This is a genomic window from Streptomyces sp. SLBN-8D4, assembly GCF_049739545.1.
Taxonomy (GTDB): Bacteria; Actinomycetota; Actinomycetes; order Streptomycetales; family Streptomycetaceae; genus Streptomyces; species Streptomyces canus_C.
On record NZ_JBMGQC010000001.1, the window covers coordinates 2,545,491 to 2,570,039 of the forward strand.

General features: G+C 69.6%; 17 protein-coding genes and 1 pseudogene. 7 read left to right on the forward strand and 11 right to left on the reverse strand.

The annotated features are described in order from the left end of the window. Nucleotides 1-20: 20 nt before the first annotated feature. Nucleotides 21-2,237 carry a catalase/peroxidase HPI gene (gene katG, locus RKD20_RS11195; protein ID WP_424877603.1) on the forward strand — a complete coding sequence of 739 codons (2,217 nt, stop codon included), beginning with the start codon at nucleotides 21-23 and terminating at the stop codon, nucleotides 2,235-2,237. A gap of 71 nt (nucleotides 2,238-2,308) precedes the next feature. On the opposite strand, the gene RKD20_RS11200 is transcribed toward katG, so the two are convergent. Together RKD20_RS11200 and RKD20_RS11205 are read right to left on the reverse strand one after the other, a co-directional pair. Continuing rightward, entirely contained in the window at nucleotides 2,309-3,484 is a 1,176-nt protein-coding gene (locus RKD20_RS11200; protein WP_424877604.1) for a pyridoxal phosphate-dependent aminotransferase, read from the reverse strand. Between the two features lie 124 nt (nucleotides 3,485-3,608). Beyond that, nucleotides 3,609-4,487: an alpha/beta fold hydrolase gene (locus tag RKD20_RS11205; protein WP_424877605.1), complete on the reverse strand. Its 879-nt coding sequence runs from the start codon at nucleotides 4,485-4,487 to the stop codon at nucleotides 3,609-3,611. 261 nt (nucleotides 4,488-4,748) lie between these two features. Here RKD20_RS11205 and RKD20_RS11210 point away from each other — a divergent pair, with 261 nt between their 5' ends. The 6 genes and pseudogenes from RKD20_RS11210 (at nucleotide 4,749) to RKD20_RS11235 (ending at nucleotide 13,497) form a co-directional block, all read left to right on the forward strand. Beyond that, nucleotides 4,749-6,248, forward strand: a complete 1,500-nt coding sequence (locus RKD20_RS11210; protein WP_424877606.1) for an MFS transporter — start codon at nucleotides 4,749-4,751, stop codon at nucleotides 6,246-6,248. A 95-nt stretch (nucleotides 6,249-6,343) separates the two neighbouring features. After that, nucleotides 6,344-6,913 (forward strand): TetR/AcrR family transcriptional regulator, encoded by a 570-nt coding sequence (locus tag RKD20_RS11215; RefSeq protein ID WP_424877607.1) that lies wholly within the window; start codon nucleotides 6,344-6,346, stop codon nucleotides 6,911-6,913. Between the two features lie 56 nt (nucleotides 6,914-6,969). After that, entirely contained in the window at nucleotides 6,970-7,539 is a 570-nt protein-coding gene (locus RKD20_RS11220; RefSeq protein WP_424877608.1) for a TetR/AcrR family transcriptional regulator, read from the forward strand. Between the two features lie 262 nt (nucleotides 7,540-7,801). Next, a pseudogene (locus RKD20_RS11225) lies at nucleotides 7,802-8,805 on the forward strand (IS5 family transposase). Between the two features lie 75 nt (nucleotides 8,806-8,880). After that, on the forward strand, nucleotides 8,881-9,270 hold the full coding sequence (locus RKD20_RS11230) for an effector-associated constant component EACC1 (RefSeq protein WP_424877609.1): 390 nt from the start codon (nucleotides 8,881-8,883) through the stop codon (nucleotides 9,268-9,270). Nucleotides 9,271-9,276: 6 nt separating this feature from the next. Further along, a complete protein-coding gene (locus RKD20_RS11235; RefSeq protein ID WP_424877610.1) occupies nucleotides 9,277-13,497 on the forward strand; it encodes a caspase, EACC1-associated type in 4,221 nt (1,406 codons plus the stop codon). A gap of 813 nt (nucleotides 13,498-14,310) precedes the next feature. On the opposite strand, the gene RKD20_RS11240 is transcribed toward RKD20_RS11235, so the two are convergent. The 9 genes from RKD20_RS11240 to RKD20_RS11280 form a co-directional block, all read right to left on the reverse strand. Further along, nucleotides 14,311-15,297 (reverse strand): class I SAM-dependent methyltransferase, encoded by a 987-nt coding sequence (locus tag RKD20_RS11240; protein ID WP_424877611.1) that lies wholly within the window; start codon nucleotides 15,295-15,297, stop codon nucleotides 14,311-14,313. Nucleotides 15,298-15,667: 370 nt separating this feature from the next. Next, nucleotides 15,668-16,999, reverse strand: coding sequence for an MFS transporter (locus RKD20_RS11245; RefSeq protein WP_424877612.1), 1,332 nt, complete (start codon nucleotides 16,997-16,999; stop codon nucleotides 15,668-15,670). A gap of 422 nt (nucleotides 17,000-17,421) precedes the next feature. After that, the gene (gene dpgC / locus RKD20_RS11250; protein ID WP_424877613.1) at nucleotides 17,422-18,729 is read right to left on the reverse strand and encodes a (3,5-dihydroxyphenyl)acetyl-CoA 1,2-dioxygenase DpgC; all 1,308 of its coding nucleotides are present in this window, start codon (nucleotides 18,727-18,729) and stop codon (nucleotides 17,422-17,424) included. Then, entirely contained in the window at nucleotides 18,726-19,385 is a 660-nt protein-coding gene (dpgB, locus tag RKD20_RS11255) for an enoyl-CoA-hydratase DpgB (RefSeq protein ID WP_424877614.1), read from the reverse strand. The genes dpgC and dpgB overlap by 4 nt, the downstream gene beginning before the upstream one ends. 14 nt (nucleotides 19,386-19,399) lie before the next feature. Further along, on the reverse strand, nucleotides 19,400-20,506 hold the full coding sequence (dpgA, locus tag RKD20_RS11260; RefSeq protein ID WP_028808467.1) for a 3,5-dihydroxyphenylacetyl-CoA synthase DpgA: 1,107 nt from the start codon (nucleotides 20,504-20,506) through the stop codon (nucleotides 19,400-19,402). 106 nt (nucleotides 20,507-20,612) lie between these two features. Then, nucleotides 20,613-21,893: a PLP-dependent aminotransferase family protein gene (locus RKD20_RS11265; protein ID WP_424877615.1), complete on the reverse strand. Its 1,281-nt coding sequence runs from the start codon at nucleotides 21,891-21,893 to the stop codon at nucleotides 20,613-20,615. Between the two features lie 194 nt (nucleotides 21,894-22,087). Next, nucleotides 22,088-23,032: a zinc-dependent alcohol dehydrogenase gene (locus RKD20_RS11270; RefSeq protein WP_424877616.1), complete on the reverse strand. Its 945-nt coding sequence runs from the start codon at nucleotides 23,030-23,032 to the stop codon at nucleotides 22,088-22,090. 22 nt (nucleotides 23,033-23,054) lie between these two features. Continuing rightward, nucleotides 23,055-23,948 (reverse strand): phenylalanine 4-monooxygenase, encoded by an 894-nt coding sequence (locus RKD20_RS11275; protein ID WP_424877617.1) that lies wholly within the window; start codon nucleotides 23,946-23,948, stop codon nucleotides 23,055-23,057. Between the two features lie 188 nt (nucleotides 23,949-24,136). Beyond that, complete coding sequence (locus RKD20_RS11280; RefSeq protein ID WP_424877618.1) at nucleotides 24,137-24,505, reverse strand: cupin domain-containing protein; 369 nt, start codon at nucleotides 24,503-24,505, stop codon at nucleotides 24,137-24,139. Nucleotides 24,506-24,549: the final 44 nt, after the last annotated feature.

The following is a 24,549-nucleotide window of genomic DNA, read 5'->3' on the forward strand; positions in this document are numbered from 1 at the left end:
CCCAGTTCGGAAGGACTTCCATGTCTGAGAACCCCGATGCAATCGTCACCGACGCCAAGACTGAGGGCACCGGTGGCTGCCCGGTCGCGCACGGGCGCGCCGCGCACCCGACCCAGGGCGGCGGCAACCGCCAGTGGTGGCCGGAGCGCCTGAACCTGAAGATCCTTGCCAAGGACCCGGTCGTGGCGAACCCGCTCGGCGCGGACTTCGACTACGCCGAGGCGTTCCAGGCCCTCGACCTGGACGCCGTGAAGCGCGACATCGCCGAGGTGCTGACCACCTCGCAGGACTGGTGGCCCGCGGACTTCGGCAACTACGGCCCGCTGATGGTCCGGATGGCCTGGCACAGCGCCGGCACCTACCGCATCAGCGACGGCCGCGGCGGTGGCGGCCGCGGCCAGCAGCGCTTCGCGCCGCTGAACAGCTGGCCGGACAACGGCAACCTGGACAAGGCCCGCCGTCTGCTGTGGCCGGTCAAGAAGAAGTACGGCCAGTCCATCTCCTGGGCCGACCTCATGATCCTCACTGGCAATGTCGCGCTGGAGACCATGGGCTTCGAGACCTTCGGCTTCGGCGGCGGCCGCGCCGACGTCTGGGAGGCCGACGAGGACGTCTACTGGGGTCCCGAGACCACCTGGCTCGACGACCAGCGCTACACCGGCGACCGTGAGCTGGAGAACCCGCTCGGCGCCGTCCAGATGGGCCTCATCTACGTCAACCCCGAGGGCCCCAACGGCAACCCGGACCCGCTGGCCGCGGCCCGCGACATCCGTGAGACCTTCCGCCGCATGGCGATGAACGACGAGGAGACCGTCGCCCTCATCGCCGGTGGGCACACCTTCGGCAAGACCCACGGCGCCGGCCCGGCCGACGCGGTCGGCAATGACCCCGAGGCCGCCTCCATGGAGGAGCAGGGCCTGGGCTGGAAGTCCACCTACGGCACCGGCAAGGGCGGCGACGCCATCACCTCCGGTCTCGAGGTCACCTGGACCACCAAGCCCACCCAGTGGAGCAACGACTTCTTCGACATCCTCTTCGGCTACGAGTGGGAGCTCACCCAGAGCCCCGCGGGTGCCAACCAGTGGGTGGCCAAGGACTCCGAGGAGATCATCCCGGACGCCCACGACTCGTCGAAGAAGCGTCGGCCCACGATGCTCACCACCGACCTCTCGCTGCGCTTCGACCCGATCTACGGCGAGATCTCGAAGCGCTTCCACGAGAACCCGGACCAGTTCGCGGAGGCCTTCGCCCGCGCCTGGTACAAGCTGACCCACCGTGACCTGGGCCCGAAGTCCCTGTACCTCGGCCCGGAGGTCCCGGCCGAGACGCTGCTGTGGCAGGACCCGCTGCCGCAGGCCGAGGGCGAGACCATCGACGCCGCCGACATCGCGGCGCTGAAGGCCAAGGTCCTGGAGACCGGCCTCACGGTCTCGCAGCTGGTCTCCACCGCGTGGGCCTCGGCGTCCACCTTCCGCGGCAGCGACAAGCGCGGCGGCGCCAACGGTGCCCGTATCCGCCTGGAGCCGCAGCGCGGCTGGGAGGTCAACGACCCCGAGCAGCTCGCCCAGGTACTGCGCGTCCTGGAGGGTGTCCAGGCCGAGTTCAACACCGGTGCGAAGAAGGTCTCCCTGGCCGACCTGATCGTCCTCGCGGGTGCCGCGGCGGTCGAGAAGGCCGCCAAGGACGCCGGCTACTCCGTGGAGGTCCCCTTCACGCCGGGCCGCGTGGACGCCACCGAGGAGCACACCGACGTCGAGTCCTTCGCGGCGCTCGAGCCGGTCGCGGACGGCTTCCGCAACTACCTGGGCAAGGGCAACCGTCTGCCGGCCGAGTACCTGCTGCTCGACAGGGCGAACCTGCTCACCCTGTCCGCCCCCGAGCTGACCGTGCTCGTCGGTGGTCTGCGGGTCCTGGGTGCCAACCAGGGCGGCACCGCGCACGGCGTCTTCACCGACCGTCCGGGCGTCCTGAGCAACGACTTCTTCGTCAACCTGCTCGACCTGGGCACGACGTGGAAGTCCACCTCCGAGGACCAGACGGCCTTCGAGGGCCGCGACGCGGAGACCGGCAAGCTGAAGTGGACCGGCACCCGTGCCGACCTGGTCTTCGGCTCCAACTCCGAGCTGCGCGCGCTCGCCGAGGTCTACGCGAGCGACGACGCGAAGGAGAAGTTCGTGAAGGACTTCGTCGACGCCTGGGTCAAGGTCTCGAACCTGGACCGCTTCGACCTGGTCTGAGCGACCCCATGACACAGGGGCCGGTCCGTGCGGACCGGCCCCTGTGTCATGCCCAGGCTTCGCAGCAGGCTCTAGACGAGCGAGGCCACGAACTTCCCCAGCCGCGCGATTCCCTCGCGCAGCTCGTCGGCCGACGCGGCGTAGGACAGCCGCACATGCGTGTCTGCGGTGGCCACCCCGAAGTCCCGCCCCGGCGTGAGCGCGACCCGCGCCTCCCGCAGCGCCCGTCCGCAGAACTCCCACGAGGTGAGCCCGGTGCCGCTGACGTCGAAGTAGACGTAGAACGCCCCGTCGGGCGGCACGGGCACCGGCAGCCCCATCTGCGCGAGACCGTCGAGGACCAGGGCCCGCCGCCGCCCGAACTCGGCCCGCCGCTCCTCGCACACGGCGAGCGACTCGGGGGTGAAACACGCGAGCGCGGCGTACTGGGCGGGCGTGGAGGCACAGATCATGTAGTTCTGCGCCAGCCGCTCCAGCGCGGGCACGAGCGCCTCGGGCACCACGCACCAGCCCAGCCGCCAGCCGGTCATCCCGAAGTACTTCGAGAAACTGTTGATGACCACGGCGTCCTCGTCGTACGACAGCACACTGCGCGGCGGCCGCCCGTGCTCGTCGTGGTCGCCGAGATCGAGGTAGATCTCGTCGACGATCCGCCAGGCGTCCCGCTCCCGGGCGAGCTCGCAGATGGCCGCCAGCTCGTCGGCCGGGACGGAGGTGCCCGTCGGGTTGGAGGGGCTCGCGACCATGATCCCGCGGGTGCGGTCCGTCCAGTACGACCGCACGGAGGCGGCGTCCAGCTGGTACCGCGACCCGGCCGTGGTGGGCACGAGCGTGACCCGCGCCCCGAAGCTCTCGGCGATCTGCCGGTTGCAGGGGTACGAGGGGTCGGCGATGAGCACCTCGTCCCCGGGATCGACGAGCGCGGCGGCACCCAGCACCAGCGCGGCCGACGCCCCGGCGGTCACGACGACCCGGCCCGGATCGACGTCGACGCCGTGCCGCTCACCGTAGAACCGCGCTATGGCCAGCCGCAGTTCGGGCAGCCCGAGCGCCCCCGTGTAAGTCAGGGGTCTGCTCCCCACCGCACCCCGCAGCGCGTCCAGCACGGCCGGCGGCGCCCCGAAGTCCGGCTCCCCCAGACTGAGCTTGACGACGTGCTGCCCCTCGGCCTCCAGCGCCGCGGCATGCTTGCCGAACTCCATGGCGTAGAACGGCGCGACGGACTGGGCGCGTTGCGAGATCCTCATACGGCGGGCCTCCGGGGGTCACTTGGTCGAGGGCTCCAGAAGGGCCGCACTCCATGTGGTGGGTCGTCGCAAAGATGCCATGGGGAAGCCGAATGGGAAAACGAGAAGGTCGGGAGCCCGGGGACTACGCCACCGCGTTCAACAAGTCGGCCGGCACGTCGGGGCGTTCCAGCGCGATGAAGTGGCCCGCTCCCGGGACCTGGGTGAAGTCGGCCGCGGGCAGCAACTCCTTGTTGGCCAGGCGGTCCGAAGGACGGGACCAGTCGTTCTCGCCGTAGACGAGGTGGACGGGGGCCTTGACCTCGGGGTAGCGGGAGCGGGCCGCGATGAGGCTGGGCAGGGCCTGGTACACGCCTCGTGCGACGGTCGGGTAGCCGGGGCGGCGGCCCACCTGGAGGAGTTCGTCCACGTAGTCCTCCCGCAGTGCGCTGTTGTCGCCGAGGCCGCCTTGGAGGATCTTCTGGAAGACGGCCTTGGGCTCCACCCCGGCGATCACCGGGCCCACGCCCGGTACGAGGATGCCACCGACCAGCACGCGGGCGAGGAGGCCGGACCGGGCGATTCCGCCGCGGAAGTCGTACGTGTTGACCGCGACGACCCGCCGGACCCGCTCCGGCAGATCGGCCGCGGTGGTCAGGGCGAGCACCGCGCCCATGGACTCCCCGACCAACGTCACGTCGTGGAGGTCGAGTTCGGTGAGTAGCCGTTCGACACCGGCACGCATCGCCGGCTCGTCGTACGACGCACCGGGCACGATCTCGGACCAGCCCATCCCCGGCAGATCGAGGGCGTACACGGTGTACCGGTCGGAGATCAACGGGATGAGCGAGCGGAAGTGCTCGGCCTGCGTGCGCACGGTGTGCAGCAGGACCAGGGGGGCGCCGGTGCCCGCTCTGAGGTAGCGCAGGGTCCCCTCGCGAGACGGGCGTCCTGTGCGCGGGGCGAGGGTGTGGCTCGTGGTCCCGGGAATGTGGATCGTGGGACGTGCGTCGGGGCTGGGCATATCGGTGACTCCTTGTGTGCGAGCTGCTGACACCCGGGGTCGAGTGCCTCCACAACGAGAAACCGACCGGTTTCCAGCAGAGTAAACCGATCAGTTTCCGCGCGCAAGGTCCCCTCCGCCGCCACATGACCGCATCACCCCTGCACCCCTGGCCAGCGACACCCCGCCCGCTTGCGCCACGGAAACCGATCTGTTTTCCTGAGGGGAAACAGATCGGTTTCCAACCAGTGGCCGGCCCATGCCCAGCAACCAAGGGGAAAAGTGAGTACCACCTTCGATCACGGGGCGCCCGCCTCCGGCACATCAGACTCGGGCCGCCGCGGCTCCCACGCCATGCGCTGGTGGGTGCTCGTCGTGCTGGGCACGGCGCAGCTCATGGTCACGCTCGACGCGACCGTCGTGAACATCGCGCTGCCCGCGGCACAACATGACCTCGGATTCAGCGACGGCAGCAGGCAGTGGGTCATCACGGGCTACGCCCTGGCATTCGGCAGCCTGCTGCTGCTCGGCGGCCGACTCGGCGACCTGTTCGGCCGACGCACCACCTTCGTGACCGGCCTGATCGGCTTCGCGGGCGCATCCGTCCTCGGTGGCGCCGCCAACAGCTTCGACATCCTCGTCACGGCACGCGTGGCCCAAGGACTCTTCGCCGCACTGCTCGCACCCGCGGCACTCTCACTGCTCAGCGTGACCTTCACCGATCCGGCCGAGCGGCCGAAGGCGTTCGGCATCTTCAGCGCACTGGCCGGTGCGGGCGGCGCGGTCGGGCTCCTGCTCGGCGGCATGCTCACCGAATGGGCGTCGTGGCGCTGGGTGATGTACGTGAACGTCGTCTTCGCGGCCGTCGCACTGGTCGGTGCGGTGCTGCTCCTGGCGAAGCCCGCGGTCGCCGAACGACCCAAACTCGACATCCCCGGGACGATCCTGGCGAGCGCGGCCCTGTTCGCCATCGTCTACGGGTTCGCGCACGTCGAATCGACCAGCTGGACCGACCCGGTCACCCTCGGCTCGCTGATCGCCGGCGTGGTGCTGCTCGCGGTGTTCGTACGACTGGAGGCCAGGGTCGCGCATCCGCTGCTGCCGCTGCGACTCGTACTGGACCGGACCCGCGGCGGTTCGTTCCTGGTGGTGTTCGTCATCGGCATGGGGATGTTCTCGATCTTCCTGTTCCTGACGTACTACCTGGAAGCCAGCATCGGTTACTCGCCGATCAAGACCGGCCTGGCCTTCCTGCCGATGGTCGCGGGAATCGTTGCCGCCTCGACCACGGCACCTTCGCTGCTGCTGCCCAGGGTCGGCCCGAAGATCGTGATCAGCGTCAGCTTCCTGGTCGCCGCAACAGGCATGGCCTTGCTGACCCGACTCGCACTGGACAGCACCTACGTCGCCCACATCATGCCCGGTCTGATCCTGCTGGGCCTTGGCCTGGGTGGCGTGATGACGACCGCGTTCCAGGGCGCGACCGCAGGCGTGCACCACGAGGACACCGGTGTCGCCTCGGCACTGATCAACACAGGTCAGCAGGTGGGTGGCTCGATCAGCACGGCACTGCTGACCACCGTCGCCTCGTCGGCCGCGACCGACTACCTGTCCTCGCACAAGCCCGGCGCGCTCACCGTGGCGCAGGCGGGGGTCGAGAGCTACACGGCCACCCTGGCGTGGGGCGCGGGGTTCTTCGTGGTCGGTGCGGTACTCACGGCCCTCCTGATACCGAACGCGCCTCTGGCACCGTCGAAGGGCGAGCCCGTGATCGCTCACTGAGCCCGAGGATCGCCGCGGCAAGCGGGCGCTCACGACCGGGGAGCACGGTAAACCGATCGGTTTTCAATTGGCCGGAGACGAGTTAACCTCGCAATATGACGACCGAGGCGAAACGAAGCTCCCGAGAGCGGCTGCTGGAGGCAGCGGCCACGCTCACCTACCGCGACGGAGTCGGCATCGGCGTCGACGCGCTGTGCAAGGCGGCGGGAGTGTCGAAGCGCTCCATGTACCAGCTGTTCGAGAGCAAGGACGAACTGCTGGCCGCGAGCCTGGAGGACCGTGCCTCCGCCTACGTGGCGACACTGCTGCCCCCGGCGGACGACGGCCGTCCACCCCGCGAACGGATCCTGCACGTCTTCGACCAGCTGGTGTCGGAGGCGGTCGCGCCCGACTTCCAGGGCTGCCGGTTCCTGGTCGTGCAGATCGAGCTCAAGGACCGGAGTCACCCCGCGAGCCGGGTGGCCCACCGGGTCAAGGAGAACCTGACGGCCTTCTTCCGCACCGAGGCCGAACAGGGTGGCGCGAGCGACCCCGAGCTGCTGGCCCGGCAGCTGATCCTGGTCTTCGACGGCGCCGCCGCCCGCGCGGGAATCAAGGCCGACACACCGGCAGGGCTCATCACCCCCACGGTGACCACCCTGCTCGACGCGGCGGGCATGCGCTGACACACTCCAGAAACCGATCGGTTTCCATCGGGCCCGATCCACGTTAACCTCGCAGCATGACCACCGCAGTGAAGCCAAGCCCTCGAGAGCGGCTGCTGGAGGCAGCGGCCACGCTCACCTACCGCGACGGTGTCAACATCGGCGTCGAGGCGCTGTGCAAGGCGGCGGGGGTGTCGAAGCGCTCCATGTACCAGCTGTTCGAGAGCAAGGACGAACTGCTGGCGGCAAGCCTCAGGGAGCGCGCCTCCGCCTACGTGGCGACACTGCTGCCCCCGGCGGACGACGGCCGTCCACCCCGCGAACGGATCCTGCACGTCTTCGCGCAGGTGGAACTGCAGTCGGGCGCACCCGAGTTCCGAGGCTGCCCCTACCTGGCCGTGCAGATCGAGCTCAAGGACCAGAACCACCCCGCGAGTCAGGTGGCGCACCGGATCAAGGAGAACCTGACGGCCTTCTTCCGCACCGAGGCCGAACAGGGCGGCGCGAACGACCCCGACCTGCTGGCCCGACAGCTCAGCCTGTTCTTCGACGGCGCCGCCGCCCGCGCGGGAATCCAGGCCGACACCCTCACCGGCCTCATCACCCCCACGGTGACCACCCTGCTCGACGCGGCAGACATGCGCTGACGCAACGTTGCCCATCCCCACGCCAGGCGGCAGCGAAGCCCACCTGAGCCACCGTCAGCCGGGGCAGGACCGTGCAGGCGGACCGCGTCTGACGCGATGCACACGCACCCCGGCCATCGTCGGCCGTTTTCACGCCAACGACCGGGACAGCAGACCCACTTGGGCGTCCGGTGTCAGTGCCGGGCACTAGGGCCTGTGTGAGGTCGTGATCATTCTCGGGTTCTGGTCCCGTGCGGGGGTGGGGCCTGGTAGGACGCTGGATGTGACACGTACGCAACTCACCAACGAGCAGTGGGAGTTCATCGAGCCGTACCTGCCGATAGGCGAGTACGGCCCGTACCCCGAGCGGCTGCGGGAGCAGTTCGAGGGGGTGATCTGGCGGTTCCGCTCCAGCGCCCAGTGGCGCGAGATGCCCTCCGAGTTCGGACCGTGGCCGACGGTCTACGGGCGCTTTCGCGTCTGGCGGGACGCCGGGGTCTTCTCCGCTCTTCTGGAGGGCATGATCGCCGAGGCCGCTCGCCGGGGACAGACGGACTTATCCCTGGTCAGCGTGGACTCCACTACGGCCCGCGCCCACCAGGACGCCGCCGGGATGCACCTCGGCAAGGACGTCATGGACGCCCTTGAGGAAGCCGCCGCCGAACAGGAGCGGGCCCGGCAAAAAGGGGCGGCCCGCCGGGACAGAACGGGCAGGACGGCGGGGACGACCCCGAGCAGGAAGAGCGACGGCGTATCCGGCGGCGGCGCAAGTTCCGGCTGAACCAGGCCCTGCTCGGCAGATCCCGTGGCGGACTGACGAGCAAGATTCATCTCGCCGCGGACCGCAGGTGCCGTCCGCTGTCCCTCGTGCTGACCGCAGGACAGGCCGGCGACAGCCCGCAGTTCGTCCCCGTGTTGCAGAAGATTCGGGTCCGTCTGCCTGTGGGCCGGCCTCGAACCCGGCCCGGCGCTGTCGCCGCGGACAAGGCCTACTCGTCCCGCGCCAACCGCTCTTACCTGCGCAAACGCGGCATCAAAGCAGTCATTCCGGAGAAGAAGGACCAGGCCGCCAACCGGAAGAAGAAGGGCCACCGGGGCGGCCGCCCCACGTGCCACGACAGTGATCTTTACAAGGAGCGGAACACGGTCGAGCGGCTCATCAACAAGCTGAAGGCCTGGCGGGGCATCGCCACTCGATACGACAAGTCGCCCGAGAGTTACCTCGCCGGCCTCCACCTCCGCGCCTCAATGATCTGGATCAACGACCTGCTGAAGGCAACTGGCTGATCACAACGCCACACAGACCCTAGTCTCGTTCGCCCGGCAGGGAGCCGGTGAATTCAGGGGGAGCACGAGACCGCCATGCCCGACAGCCACACCGGATACCTGATCTCCGTCGTCGACGACGATCCGCTGCGCGCCCGCAAGGACGCGCGCGAACTGCTCGCCGCGTTCGGCGAGGTGGACCCCACGGCCAGGCTCGACCTTCCCGAACCCGGCAGCGTGCCGGGGGCCGGCGACAAGGGCGGCCCCTCCGCCGAGGCCGTCGGGCTGATGCTGAGCGCCGCTTCGTTCGTCGTCTCGCTCGTGCAGACATGGCTGGCGCGGGTCCCTCAGCGCACCATCGTGGTCAAGCGGCCCGACGGGGCAACCCTGCACATCACCGGCAAGGAGGCCCGCGAGGACGACACACTGGTCGAGCGGTTCCTCGCGGACGACGGCGACGGCACGACGGCGACGACGGCGGGCTGAGCGGCGATGACCGACAACGACCGGCACGCGTTACTTGTCGGCGTCTCCACGTACGACAGCGAGACATACGCCGACCTCCCGGCCGTACGCGCCGATCTGCACTACATGCGGGCGGTGCTGGAGAACACCGAGATCGGCATGTACAACGACTGCGCGCTGGCCGCGGAGCCGACGCGGGCGGAGATGCTGCACGCCGTCGAGACATTCCTGGAGACACGGCAGCCCAGTGAGACCGCGCTGCTCTACTTCAGCGGGCACGGCGAGTACTGCGAGCAGGACGGCCAGTTGTACTTCCTGACCCGGGACACCGACCCGGCCGACCTGCCGGGCACCGCCGTACCGGCGGAGTTCCTGGAGCGGATGCTCCAGTCCTGCCGGGCCGCCTCCAAACTGGTCCTGCTGGACTGCTGCTCCAGCGGGTCCGTCGTCCAGGGCTGGACCGCCAAGGGCCCGTCGGGGGACCCGGACCGGCCCGCGCCGAGCACCCTGCTGCAACCCACCGGCGTGTACTTCATCACCGCGTCCGACGCCCTCCAGGCGGCCTCCGCGATGGCGCCGCCCGGGTCGGGCCTCGGCACCTCCCGGTTCACCGGAGAGATCGTCGAGGGGCTGCGCAACGGCCGGATCAAGGAGGGTGGCTGGATCACCCCGGACGACCTCTTCGCCTACCTCACCGCCCAGATGACCCGCGACGGCGTACCGGAGGAGCAGCGGCCCACCAAATCCACGATCAGGGCAACCCGCAGCCTCCCCTTCGCCCGGTCGGTGGCGCGACCGGTGCGGCTCCCCGCGCTCCCCCACACCGTCTCCGGAACCGCCCGGCACTCCCCCGCGCTGCTGAAGGCCCGGGAGCTCGCCGAGGCGGACGAGCGGGACGGCGTCGACGCGCAGCAGCTGCTGCGGTACTACGCCGACTGCCTCACGGCGCAGGCCGCGGCCGGGATGCGCCCGGACCGGGACGGCGGCCGGGGCAAGAAGTACTTCCTGCTGGCCCAGGGCGAGGAGACCATCCAGTCGGGGCGTGGACCACACATCGTCGCGCCCGGAGCGTTGCCCCGACCGCAGGAGGGGCGGAGCGGCTCGGACACCGAGGTGGGCTCGCGCCAGGAGTACTGGTACGGCTATCCGGCGATCACGCTGCCGGCGCGGGACGGCGGCCGGGGGCGCCGCGCGGCGGTGGGGCTGGCGCCGCTGCTCATCCAGCAGATGGAGCTGGCACCGGACGAGGAGGGCCGGGACGTGCTCCGGCCCAGCGGGGTGCCGTCCCTGCACAGCGGCGTCGTCTCGGAACTCCTGGACGCCGGCGACGCGGCGGACCTGGTCGCGCGCTGGCAACCGGCCTGGCAGGAGGGCAACGACGCCCAGATGCTGCGCGCCATCAGGGAGTTGCTGGACGAGCTGGGGCTGCCGGAACTCGAACCGCTGGAGCCCTCCGCGCTGAGCGAGCGCACGGTGATGCAGGCGCTGCGGCCCGGGGCGCACAACGCGGCCGTGCTGCTGGTGCCTTCGGGCGCGGAGGCCATGGCCACCCAGGCGCTGGTGGAGAACCTGCTCCAGATCTCGACGCGGACCGCTCAGATCCCGGGCACCGCCCTGGACGCACTCCTGAACGGCGGGGCCCGGCAGGTCCCGGCCCCGATCGCCGTCGCGGCGAGCCAGGTGACGCCAGTCGCTCCGGGACCGTGCAACGAGAGCCAGGAGCTGGTGATCTCGTCGGCGATGACCCGGCCGCTGACAGTCGCGACCGGGCCGCCCGGCACGGGGAAGAGCGAAGTTGTCACGGCGGTCGTCACCACCTGCGTCGCCGCGGGGCAGTCGGTGCTGGTCGCCTCCACGAACAATGAGGCCGTGAACGTCGTCGCCCAGCGCTGCGACGACATCGCGCCCGGGCTGCTGATGCGGACGGGAAACGTGGAGGCGTTGGAGCGAGAGGCCGCCAAACTGGAACGGCTCCTCGCCGAACCGGCCGGGGCGTCGCCACGCGGATCGGCCACCGTGGGCGGGGAACTGCGCACCACCCGGGGAACGGCCGACCAGTTGCGGGCGCAGGCAGCACATCGCGTCGGCGAGGAAGGACAGCTGCTGGAACTGCTCCACGACCGGGAGGAGCGGGCCGCGGCCCTGGAGCTGCCTCTGCCCCTGCTCGAAGGGGCCTGGGCGGCGGACGTCGACGGCGTGGCATCGCTGGGCGGATGGGCGGAGCGTGCGCGGAAGACCGCCGGGCTCCGCTGGTGGCAGTTCGGGGCATGGCGGCGCGGGCGGGCGCTCGCCGCTCTGGTCGCGGCGGGAGCGGAGCGTACGGACGGTGCCGGACCGCCATGGCCGCAGTGGGCGACGGGACGCCCCGTGCCTCCCGAACTGCTGGAGTCCCTGGCCGGGATCGTGTCCGTGGAGCGGGAGCTACGGGAACTCGTCCAACGGCACGGGGAATGGGACGAGGAAGGGCTCGGGCAGGCCCGGCTCGCGACGGCGGAAGCGCTGTCCGCGCTGTCGGCGGAACTGTCCCGCGCGCTGTCCGCCGAGGCGCTGAACCGGGCCACCGGGCTCATGAACCAGCGACTCCAGGCGCTCCGCCGCCGCTCCGGCTACCAGCGCAGCCAGAAGAACCTGATGACGCACATCAAGGGATGGGCCGTCAGCACCCATTCGGTGCGACAACTGGAACTCGCCCCGAAGCTGTTCGACCTCGTGGTCATCGACGAGGCCAGCCAGTGCTCCATCCCGTCGGTGCTGCCGCTGCTGTTCCGGGCCCGCCGGGCGCTGATCATCGGTGACCCCATGCAACTCGGGCACATCCCCGGTGTGTCGCCGCAGCAGGAGCGTCAGGCACGGGTACGGGCCGGGCTGAGCGCCGCGCAGTTGGAGCACCATCGCCTCACCTATCACGTGCACTCCTCCTACCACGCGGCCGAACAGCACGGCGACAGCGCGCTGCTCCTCGACGAGCACTACCGCTGCCACCCTCGCGTCGCGGACGTCGTCAACGGCCACTGCTACGGCGGCCGGTTGCGGGTGCTGACCGACGTACGGCGGCAGGTGCCGGCACACGACCCGGTGGGAGTGGCCGACCCCGCACCGGTGCTCGGCTGGGTCGACGTACCGTCCGGCGAGTCGGCGCGCGGCGGCGACGGGCAGTCCTGGCGGAACGCGGAGGAGGCGAGGGCCGTCCGGCGCGTGGTCGACGGACTGCTGGCGGGGCTTGCGCCGGACGCGACGGTGGGAGTGGTCACACCGTTCCGGGCGCAGAAGGAGACACTGGCCCCGATGTGGCGGGACGACGACCGTGTCCGGGTCGGCACCGTCCACACCTTCCAGGGCGGACAACGGGACGTGATGGTGCTCAGCCCGGTGGCGGCGCAGAACACACCGCCCCGGACGACGCACTGGGTCGCGAGCCAGGTCAATCTGTGGAACGTGGCGGTCACCCGGGCCAAGTCGCAGCTGATCACGGTGGGCGGCCGTGCCTTCTGGCAGGACCAGAGCGGCCTGCCGCACGGTGGGCGGCCGTGCCTTCTGGCAGGACCAGAGCGGCCTGCCCTCCCTGCTCGCCGCGCGTTCGGCGCCGCTGGGCGCGGGCGACGACGGCATGACGGCCGAGGCCGACGCGCCCGGCCCGGTGACCGAGGCCCGCGCGGACCTCGCCGACCGCCTGCAGCGGTACCTGGCCGGACGGGGCATCACCGATCTGGAGCGGGCCGTTCTGGTGGGCGGCCACCCGGTGGACCTGCTGTTCACCGACGCCGGCGAGAACACGGCGGTGCTGATCGACCCCGGCCCGCGGCCCGGCGAAGACCCCGCGCGGCACCTTCGGCTGACCCACGCGCGAGGCGACCTGCTCACCGGCCTGCCCTCCGGAGGGCACGGGGCCAAACCCTGCCCCGTGAGCCGGACGGTGCGGGTGCCCGCCTGGCGGATCCTCGCGGGCGATACCGCGCTGGTACCCCTGTTCGACTGAGCGTTGGCCAAGGCGGGCAGACTCCGCACGACCCAGGAGAGCGGCACTGTCCTCCCGCGAAGTACACGACTTGGCATGCACCGGGCGCCAGCGCGCCGATCACCTGGCTGTCGAGCATCACTTCCCCGTCGGCCGGGTCACCCGGGCTGTCACTGCCGTTGCCCACCTCGACGACGTCCACGCGCGGCATGGGGATGCCCAGCGTGGCGAAGCAGGCGTCCAGGTCGCCCTCCGGGATCCCGCCGCCGAGTTGGACGACGCCGATCGTGTGACCACTGCCGTCCGTACCCTGGGGGAAGCGGTAGATCCTGCCGAGGTCAACGGGCGAGTACGACGTCTGGGCGGCATGGGCCTTCATGCGCTGGATGTGCGGGCGGGCCTGCGGTCGGTTGTCCAAGCCCGTCACGCCGATCACCACGCCGTCCCACTCGGGCAGGATGCGCAGCTCGCCGGTCCGCTGCCGGTGCTCCACCGTGCGTGCCTCGTCCGCCGGGTCGGGGGTCGTGACCATGGTCAGTGAGTCGGCCTGCACCACGGACCTCAGCTGACCGAGCGTTCCCGAGATCTTGACCCGCCGGAAAGCCGGATCCGTTTGCGTCACCGTCAGCCCGTGCTGCTCCGCTGACCGCTTCACCATGTCGATGTCGGCCGGGTCGGCGCCGTAACGGGCCGCCAGTTCCTCACGCGTGATCGTCTCGGGTCCCTCGACCAACTCGTCCGGGATCTCGGTGCGACGGCGCAGGACCAGCGTGACTTCGATGCGTTCTGAATCGCTCACCCAGTGCGGCAACCGCGGTATCACACACCGGGTGAGCAGCTTCTTTGCGCGGCAGGCGACCGGAACCTGGCAGCCGATCATCGACATGGAGGCCCGGGGCGGCACGCTGCGCAGCGAGACCGAGCAGGACGTGACGTGGGCCCGGCGGATCACGCCGCACACCTCGCGGACCCGCACGGCGGCGGGCGCAGGCCGGCAGGTGGTCCCGGACGCTGCCGGCGGTGACGGGAGCCGGTCTCGGGGACACCGTTGGAATCGACGTGATCGTGAACGGTCGCGCCCTTCGGCGTTCACCCGCCCCTGCCCGTCAGAGCGCGGAGGCGGCAACCTTGACGGAATCGAGAATCGCCACCGTATGCCCGACCTGTTCGCCCTTCTCCACCAGGGCCATGGCATCCACCGCTGAGATCTCGTGCGGCGACAGATCGTTCTCCATCTGCAGCGCCTGTGCACCAGCAGCCGCCGGTGACAAGCCTTCGAACGCCTCCTGCAGCACGCGCACCGGGTAGAAGTGGAATGGACCGAGACCTTTTCGTTCCCACCGGGCGAATCCGCCCACCACCTCGTCCGGCTCGGACTGGACCTTCCATGTGTAGGTCAGCACGCGGCCGTCGTAGCCGGCGGCTCCGGAAAGAGCCAGAATCTCCGATATCGGAATGCGTGAACCGATCGACGACAGCACGCGGCCACCGACCCGCAGGACCGGGTACGCCTGCTGCAGAGCCAGGTAGTGCAGTGTGACGAGGTTCTTCTCGGCGAATCCGGGAATCTCTTCGCTGCGCTCCGCGATGAACGTCGAACTCGTCTGGCCGTGAGCGAGGTCGTCGCTCTGGGCCATCGGGATGTTGGGCAGGTTCTCGTAGATCACATCGACCTGGGACAACTTGCCGACCAGCGGGGTGAGGAGATCGCCGGCGCCTCCGAACAGTTCGACGTCTTCTGCCAGGAGGTTGCTCTGAATGTTTTTCCGGGCGCATTCGACGACGTCGTCGTGGATATCGGTGAAGCCGACGGTACGTGCCTGCAAAATCTCCACGGCCGCCAGGGCGTCCAGGCCTACGCCCGTGCCGATCGTGCAAAAACGCGGAGCAAGGAAGCCCCGCTGAGCAAGTGTCTTGAACGCAGGCACGGCAACGCTCGCGACCCAGTCGGCGCGCAGGAAATCCGACTTCGGAAGGTACGAGTGGTCCGAGAGCTCGAGTTCAACGGAGGACCTGATTCGCTCCGTTGCCTCGATCTGAAAGAACTCGCTCGGCGACACCACGACTTCGGCCTTGCCGGTCTGCGTACTCATCGTGCCCTCTCTTCGATATGGCAACTGTGCTGCGCCTACGAGCCCGTCCGGCCGCGATGGAGGTGTTTCCACTGTCGGCAACGCCCGCAGAGCTGTACAGAGGGGCACTGTTGCCTTTCGCCGGGCATGAAGAACGATGGTGCAAGAACACGGAATTAGTCTGCACGAACCTCAGGTCTCGAGGTCCTGATAGGTACCAGGATTGAAGCAACTCCAAGAAACCTGGGACGGCATCAGTAAAAAATGGATGCCGAGATCAGAAACTCCGGAAACCGTGGGACGACGCGTCGGGAGTTACAGCCCTGCCGAACCTGCATTGCCGAAAACTTTGTCGCACACGTGCGAGCAGGGCGCCGGGCCCTGCATTCGGTCAGGCAAGCTCGTCAACAGGGTGCACGCTGCCGGATGCGGTACCGGCGACCGCCTTGGCGAGGGAACGCTCGGCGGCGCGGGCGGCGGGCGGGGTGACGACGGCCGCGAGGAGCACGATGGCGGCGATGGTCAGCCAGCCCGCGGTCTGCCACTCCATGGCGAGGTAGGTGTAGGCGGCCGGCGCCCATACGGTGCCGAGGGTCTGGCCGACCTGGGTGACGCCCTGGTACTCGCCGCGTCGGAGGGGGTCGGACAAGAGCGCGGTGAATCCCCAGCCCGCCGCTGCCTGGAAGAGCTCGGCACCGGTCAGCAGGATGTGGGCCAACCAGACCAGGGTGATGGTCAGCCACTCGACGCTGCCGTCGGTGAACACGACGATCACACAGGAGGCCGCGAAGCAGGCGGCGCTCCGGTACTGCGCCCGGACCGCGCCCGACAGCGTGTCGGTGCCGTGGGCAGCCATGGTCTGCAGGGTCACCACCATGACGGCGTTGGTCGCGAGCAGCCCCGCCAGAAGCACACGAGGGGCGTTGGTGTCCTCCACCAGCCAGAGCGGGATGACCACGGAGAGGATCACCTGATTCGTGGACAGCACACCGCTCAGGACGGAGACGGCGAGAAACGGCCGGTTGCCGAGCGCGCCGCCCCACTTCCGCCGCTCGCGCCCTTCCGGCTGTGCGGGAGCCGGGACGGGGCCGGCCGCCTTGGGCAGCCTGAAGATCACCACCGAGTTGACGAGCAGCACCACACCGACGAAGAAGGGGAGCACGCGGATGGCGGTGTCGCTGCCGGTGGCAAGGGCCAGGCCCCCCAGCCCCGCGCCTATGGTGAACCCGGCGTTCAATGCACTCCGGTTGTAGGCGAGCCCCGCGGTCCGTTCCTTTCCGGGGTAGAGGTTGAGCAGATACGCGCCATAACCTGCGCCTCCGGCGGCGTTGATGAGTCTGAGGGCCATGACGACCACCAGAAAGGCGGCAAATCCGCGAACCGCCGGATAGGCCAGGAAGCAGACCGCCTCCGCGAGGGACGCCACGGCCCACGCGGTTTTGGGACCGACCCGGTCGGCGACACGGCCCAGCGGCACGGCGGCGACGAAGGTGACGATCCCGGCAATGGTCAGGCCCAACCCGACAGCGGCGGCGGAGAGGCCGACAACCTTGGTGAAAAAGACTGCGTTTGTGGTGAAGAAGCTGCCGGTTCCTATTCCGTAGAGCAGAGCCTGAGCGCTGACCCGCCCCACCGCCGAAGACGGCGGGGCCACTCGGCGGAGCAGGCGTGCGAACGGTTTCCGAGGGGCAGGCGGCGGGGCGGCTGATGTGGCTCGGGGCATGTGGCGTACGCTAGCCAACCGCTTGGTGGCCGTCTCCTGACATAGGACAGGGCTCGGGCGTCGCGAATAGGGTTGCCTCTGGGGAAGTGGCGGGCGGGTTCCATTCGCCGCCCCTGCAGCCCCGCCGGAGCCACAAGATGGAATGAGCTGCCCACCGACGACCGCAAATGGCAACTTGCGGGCATTTCCGGGCAGGTGACGTCGCGAGCGGCATCACGATCTCGTGGTGGATACCAACTCTTCTGTGCTGACCGCCTTTTCTGGGTTGCCGGGCTATTCGTCGAGGTCGCGAACGACCATGACGGGCCTTGGCGCGGGTCGGTTCGTGGCGCCGCCGGGCGGATCACCGGAACCGGCCGGGCCGCGACGTACTGAGGTGACCCGGGTGCCGGTTGAGCGGTAGGTCCGGCGCTGTCGGCGGCTCACGCACTCCCCGCCGCGAACCGGCCGACCTTGCCGATGACGTCCTGGCCGTAGATCCGCAAGGCCTGCTGGAGGGCGAACTCGGCCATGTAGGTGCGGAATCCGGCCTCCGGCTCTTCGGCGAGGTTGAGCATCCGGCGGTTGGCGAGGACGGCCTCGCCGTCGAGACCGTCCAGGCCGCGTTCGATCGCGGCGTCCATCTCCTCGGGCTCGACGACCTCATCGACCAGCAGCCGGGCCTCCGGCTCCGCCGCCCGGATGCGCCGGCCGCCCAGGATGATCTGGCGGGCCAGCCGGGGGCCGGTGAAGCGTGCGAGGCGGTAGTTGCCGGCTCCCGGAACGATGCCCTCCTTGGCGGCGGGCAGGCTGAAGTACGCGTCCGAGGCGGCGACGACATGGTCGATGACGAGCAATACCTGCATCCCGCCGCCGATGGCGAACCCGTCGACCGCGGCCAGCCAGGGCTTGCCGGCGTGCTGGGTGTGCCAGGTCGCGGTGTCGCCGAGGGAGAGGCCGTTGCCGATCTTGCGGAGATAGCCGAGCTCGCGGCGGAGCAGGAAGCCGACCAGTGGGATGTCGCCGGAGCTGAGGCTCTTGAGGTTGATGCCGGCGCTGAAGACGCGCCTGCCCCGGTAGCGGGGGTGGGTCATCTCACCGCCGCGTATCAGGCCGACCCGGATGTCGGGGTCGAGCAGGGCGAGATCGACGGCGGTCTCCATGTCGTCGACCTGCTGTTCGTCCTCGGCGTTGAGCCGGTCGCCCCGGCAGAGCGTCAGACGGGCGACGCCGTCGCGGCGCTCCACGTGGACGGACTCCGTCTCCAGTACGCCCGTACGCTTGAATTCGGGGAGCAGCCGCATCGCGCGGGCGGTGGGGCGGAGCATCGCGTCGAGCAAGTGCGGGCCCGCGACCGGCGAGCGGAGCACCGCGCGCAGCAGGATGCCCTGGTCGATCTCGTGGCCCTCCTTGTCGGCCTGTGGCCGGGTGCGCTCCTCGGCGATCCGCCCGGGGCCGGGGACGAGGCCGGGGTAGGCGGCGGCCGCCGCCTCGACCAGCTCGTCGAGGCGGAGGGCGCGGGTGCCGCCCCCGGTCAGATGGCCGTACACGGCCTCGGCATGGGACTCGAGGAAGCGGAAACGCTCGGCCCGGGCGGCGTCCTTCGCCGCCTCGGCCGCCTCCCGCGCGGCGGGGCCGCGGCTCGCCGGGCGCGGGAGCCCGGCGAGCACGCGGTCCGCCGCGTCGGCGGCCTCCGTGACGGCCCGCAGGCCCGGCAGATCTGGCGCCCCGGCGCTCAGGGCGTTGGTCACGCCGACTCCCGGGCGACGGCACGGCGCAGGGCGCGGTCGCAGGCGGCCAGATGGGAGCCGAGCGCGTCCTCGAACGGCGTGGTGGACGCGTCCAGGAGGAGCTGGCGGCGGACGGCGAGTTCGCTGCCGCCGCCGTCGCCGTAGCGGAGGACCAGGTCGGCCAGGGCGGCATCCGGGTCGTCCGCCAGTTCGTCGGCGAGGCCGAGGGCAAAGGCCTGCTCGGCGCCGATGGGGTCGCCGAAGAGGACGGCCCGGCGCGCGGCGCCCGCGCCGAGCAGGCGGACCAGCCGGAAGGCGGCCATGCCGGGCCAGGTGGCCTCACCGTCAAAGGGCAGCACCAGCCGGGTGCCGGGTGCTGCCAGGCGCAGGTCGGCGGCGAGGAAGGCGTCGAGGGCGGTGCCGCCGGTGTCGCCGACGGCGACGGCGACGGTCGCGGCGGGGAGGCGCTCGAATCGGCGCAGGGTGCGCTCCCACTTGGTGACAAGGGCCGTGTCGAGGTCGTTCGTCCAGCCGGGGGCGGGCGCACCGCTCACCCGCAGCACGGCAACGCCGGGGCCGCCGTCCTCCACCCGGTCGCAGAGCGCCGCGAGTTCCTTCACGGCCCCCGGTGTCGGCGGCCGGCGGCCGTCCACTGCCAGAGTCGGTGCTTCGTCCACGGGCACGTCTCCCCTCACCACTGCACCAGTACCGTCTCGAGGGTGGACCCCGGACCCATCGTCATGAGCACCCCGTAGTCGCCGGGCTCGGCGGTCTTCTCGTCGAGCAGCCGCTCGTAGGAGAAGAGGAACGACCCGCTCGACACGTTGCCGTAGTCCCGCAGCACACCGACGGTGTGCCGCAGGTCGTGGCGGGTGAGGCCGAGGTTGACGACGACCGAGTCGATGACCTTCTTGCCGCCGGAGTGCACCAGCCAGTGCCGGATGTCGCTGCGGCGCAGCCCAGTACCGGAGAGCAGCCGGTCGACGACGATCTCCGCGTGCGCACCGACCACATAGGGCACCTGGGGATCGAGGTAGAAGCTGAAGCGCCCCAGGTCGCGGTCCCAGTCGTAGCGCATCGCGCCGACGGCCTCGGGGATGATGCAGCTGGCGAACTTGAGGAGGGTGGGTCCCTCGCCGCCGACGGCACCCATGTCGTCGGGGCCGGAGACGAGCGCGATGGCGGCCGCACCGTCGCCGAAGAGGCTGTTGACGACCGCGGTCTGCATGGAGGAGTCCATGGCGTAGGCGGCGGAGCACGCTTCCGTGCACAGCATCACGGCCAGCTCCCCGGGGTGGGCGGCGGACCAGCCCGACACCAGGTTGAGGGCGTTGAGCCCGGCGTTGCAGCCCATGCCGACGATGTCACTGCGCGAGCAGTGCCGGTCGATGCCGAGCTCGCGGATGAGCAGCGCGCTGATGCCGGGGGTGAGAAAGCCGGTGGAGGTGACACAGCAGAGGTGGCGCAGGTCGGACAGGTCGGCGCCGGCCCGCTTGAGGCAGGTGCGAAGCGCCTCGGCGCCCGTCTCGACGGCCGATCTCCTGTGCTTGTCGAGGAGGTCGCCCTGTTCCTCGGCACTGCGGATGCCGTCGGGGCCGGGCTCGGGCAGGACGAGGTGGCGCCGGTCGATGGCACTGTTGCGGAAGACGGAGGTGATCTTCGGGTCGCTGATCGCGAAGGCGTCCAGGACCTCCTGCTGGGAGTAGGAGACCGGAGGCACCGCGGTGCCGACACTGATGATGCGCGGACGATGCTCCGCGACAAGAACGCCGTCGCCGGCTTCGAGGGTGATGGTCATCGGAAGGTCCACCCCCACATCCGGCGCTTGCTGCGCGGCCGTTGGCGTATTCGCCAGATCCTGTCGAAGTCGTGCACGAGTACCAGCCTTTCAGGAATGAGGCGAATCAGTCGTTCTGGATTCTTCTTGCTGTGTCCGCCGGGATGTTCTCGTCCACTGCGCTCTCGGCCTCGATGAACTCCGCGAGCCGCGCCGTGCCCTCTTCGATGTCGGCCGAGGTCAGATAGCTGGTGGAGAGCCGGAGAGCGCGGTCGCCGCCGCCATCCGGATAGAAATAGCTCATGGGTGTCCAGAGCACTCCGAATTTCTCGGCGGAGCGGGCCAGCGCCGTGTTGTCGGCTCGGAAGGGCACCTTGACGGTGACGAAGAACCCGCCGGTGGGCCGGTTCCAGCGGACCCCCAGTGCCTCGCGGCGGGCGACCGGGAGGCAGGCTTCGAGGCAGCGCAGTACGTTGCCCAGGGCATCGTGGTAGTAGGCGGCCGGTTGGGCGTTGAGTGCGGAGATCCGGCCGTCCGCCGCGAGCAGGGCACCGGCCACGACAGCCTGGCTCAGCGAGGAGGTGTTGACCGTCACCATGCTCTTGATCCGGGTGAGTTCGTCGGCGAGCAGGCCGGTGTGCCCGTCCTCGTCCACGACCTCCTGGTCGGCGACTGCGAAGCCCACCCGGGCTCCGGGGAAGATCGTCTTGGAGTAGGAGCCGAGGTGGACGACGGTACCGGAGCGGTCCAGGGACTTGAGTGCGGGCAGCGGGGTGCCGGGGCTCACCCGGCGGTAGGGGCTGTCCTCGATGATCAGGATGCCGTGACGCTCCGCGGCGGCCAGCAGGCGGTCGCGGGTGTCCCTGTCCAGCGTGTTCCCCGAGGGGTTGGAGTGGTCGGGGATGACATAGAGGGCGCGGGGCCGCCGTCCCGCCGCCCGCTCGCGAGCGATCACGGTCTCGAGGGCGGCCAGGGAGAGACCGTCCTCGTCCTCGTCGACGGGGACCACGCGGGCGCCCAGCAGCCGAGCGGCGCCGGTGATGCCCGAGTAGCAGGGGCTGGTCACCAGGACGACGTCTTCGGGGCCGGCGACGAGGGCGCGCAGCACCAGCAGCATGGCCTCCTGGGCGCCGACCGTGACGACGATCGACTCCGCCGGCACGTCGATGCCCTCGTCGGCACGCAGCGAGTCGGCGATGATGTCGCGGATCTGACCAGCGGTGGGGCCGTACTGGTAGAGAGCGGTGCGCACCTCGGCGGGGGTACGGCCCTGGGCGGCCAAGTGGTCGAGATAGGCGCGGAGATGGACGAAGATCTGCTCGATGTCGAAGAAGCCGTCGTAGGGCCGGCCCGGCGCGAACGAGATGGCATCGGGATAGCGGTGGGTGATCTCGTTCAGGAACGTCATGGTGTCCAGAACGGGATCATGAACGCAGGCGTGCAGGTCTTTCCTGTGCAGCGGACGGCAGTTCGGCGACCTGGGCAGGGGCAGGGACACGGAAACGGATCACCTCCGACGTGCATCTCGACGGCACCGACCACACCAGCCGCGAGGAGCAGGGCGGCATGATCCGCCGCTGCGTCATCCGGCTGGACCAGGTCCTACTCGGTGACAAGGAAGATCTTGGGCCCCAGCGGCCGGTCCAGGCTGAGGGCCAGTGCCTCGCCGAACCTGGCCAGCGGGTACACCGGGCCCAGAAGGTCGTCGATCTCCAGTTCACCGGCCAGCCGCACCGCGTCGTCGAGCGGTCCGTAGGAAACGGCGGCCAGCGTCACGTCGTTGCGCACGGCCCGGGTCACGTCCGTAGCGATCGGCACGGCCGGGCGGCTCTTGAGCACAACCACTCCGCCGGGCCGGACCGACCGAATTGCCAGGTCGAGCGCCCTGTCGGTCCCGGCCGCCTCGACCACGAAGTCGTAAGACTCCCAGGTGGCTCCGTTCTCCGCCCTCCCTCCCAGATCCTCGCCTTCCGGGCTGTCCAGGGCCGGGGCGGTCTCGACGCCGTCGAAGCCGCGGGCGCGCAGGACACGGGTCGTGAGGTCGGCGATGCGGCCCGAGCCCAGCACGAGCCCCCGCTCGTGGGGCCTGATCGGTGCGTTCAGAACCGCGGACATCGCGGCGATCGGTTCCACGCATGCGGCCCGCGTCAGCGCCAGGTCCGTCGGCACGGCGCACAGGCTCGCCTCGGGCACGACGACCTGCTCGGCGAACGCGCCGTCGGTGTCGACACCGAGCATGAGCCTGTGAGCACAGCGGTCGCCGTCCGCGCACGCCTTGCACTCCCCACACGAAATCAGCGGCAGCGCCACCGCCACACGATCCCCGTGCCGGTAACTGCTCGTCGAGTCGGCTTCGACCACCTCCCCGACCATCTCGTGGCCGAGGACTCTCCTGCCGCCGAGCGGAAGGAGCCCGGTCGCCGCCTGTACGTCCGTGCGGCATATCGCCGCCATCAGCACCCGGAGCCTGACCCAGCCGGGTGGACGCGGCGGCGCAGGGATGTCGCCGAGCTCGGCGCACTCCGAGTTCCGAATGACAGCCTTCATTGAAGAGATCCCGTCGTCTGGCTCATACCGCGTAAGGAGAATCGTCGTCGATCGTGGTGAAGAACTCGCCGAGGAAATCCTCTAGATGCGCATGCGAGTTGGCCATGAAAAGCACAGGCTGACGAGCGTGCGAGTTGTAGCCCTGCTTGGCCATGTCAGCGAGGTCCAGAGGCCTGATGTCAGCACTTTGGAAATGTGTGAGCTCCTTGGTGGAAGACATCAGGCTCGCCCCCCACGCCTTCGGCTCCCCGCCTTCAGCCACGAGCCCGCACTCGATGGAGAACCAGAAGATCCGCGAGACGAGCTCTACGGCCTCGGGCCTGCGCAGGCGCCGTACGGCATCTCCGGCAAGCTGATACAGATGCGCCCAGCGCTCGTTCACCAGATGTGGGCCATGTCCGATGACTTCGTGAATCATGTCGGGTTCCGGAGAGAACTCGGGTCGCGAAACATGGCGAATGTACTGAGCGGCGTGGAAGTTCCGGTCCGCGAGGCTTCCGTAGAAGGTCCTGACCGCGACGCTCCCGGCGGCCGGAATCATCTTGAAGCCGGTCTCTTTCTCGATCGCGTCCGAAACTTCACGAAGTTGCGGCGGTCGATGCGACGGAAGGTTGAGTGCGCTTACCGATTCGAGATACAGCGCGCTTGCGTGGCGCCGATGCAGGTCGCGCAGTTCCTCGGTGGCCAGCCGCCAGACCTGACGGTCGTTGTCCGAGTACACGACGTGGGGAGCCGGGTCTCCGGACCGGGCGTATATCGCCGCGGCGGCAATCCACTCGCGGCGCTCGATGTACCGCTCGTCGCCGTACCCGGGATGACCTTCGGGCAGGGTCACTGATATATCGCCATTGCGGATTTCGATAACCGCAGGGCCCGGCCGGCTCGTCCGCATTATCGCGTCAGCAACTTGATCCATGCCGGACACCATAGCCTTGGCGCCTCAGACCTCGGTCCTGTTACCTGTTGGGGCTTCAGATCCGAGGTACCGGCCGCGTCGCCCCCGGTGGACACCGGCATCCGGCGCGCAGGACCCTGGTGCGCCCGACGGCGTCACAGCTCGCGACGGGAGCAGATCAGCGGGATCCGAGGGACGGTCTCAATCGATCACGGCCCGGTGTTCTCGCCTTCGGCGATGAACCTGACATGCCGTTCGTCGCGTTCGTCAAATGCCGGCGCAACGGTCAGAACCATCTCCATCCTTCCGAGATAGTAAATGCGGATGCCCGGTGGGACCGAGATCAGGTCGGTGGCGCCGACCTCGACCGCTTCACCATCCAGGTAGAATGTCCCCTGCCCGTCGACGATGTAGTAGATGTAGGAACTTCTTACATTGTAGAATTCCTGAAAGTGTCCCCGCTCTACATGCACGCGGACAACTGTCGCCGACGGATCGTTCTGCCGGTAGACAGTCAAGTCGATACCGTGCTTGCGGAACCTTTCCGCTTCCTCGACCGTATGCCTGTGCTCGTTCATCGATCGATTCCTCCTGGCCGGCGGAGAGCCGGGCGCCGATCTCT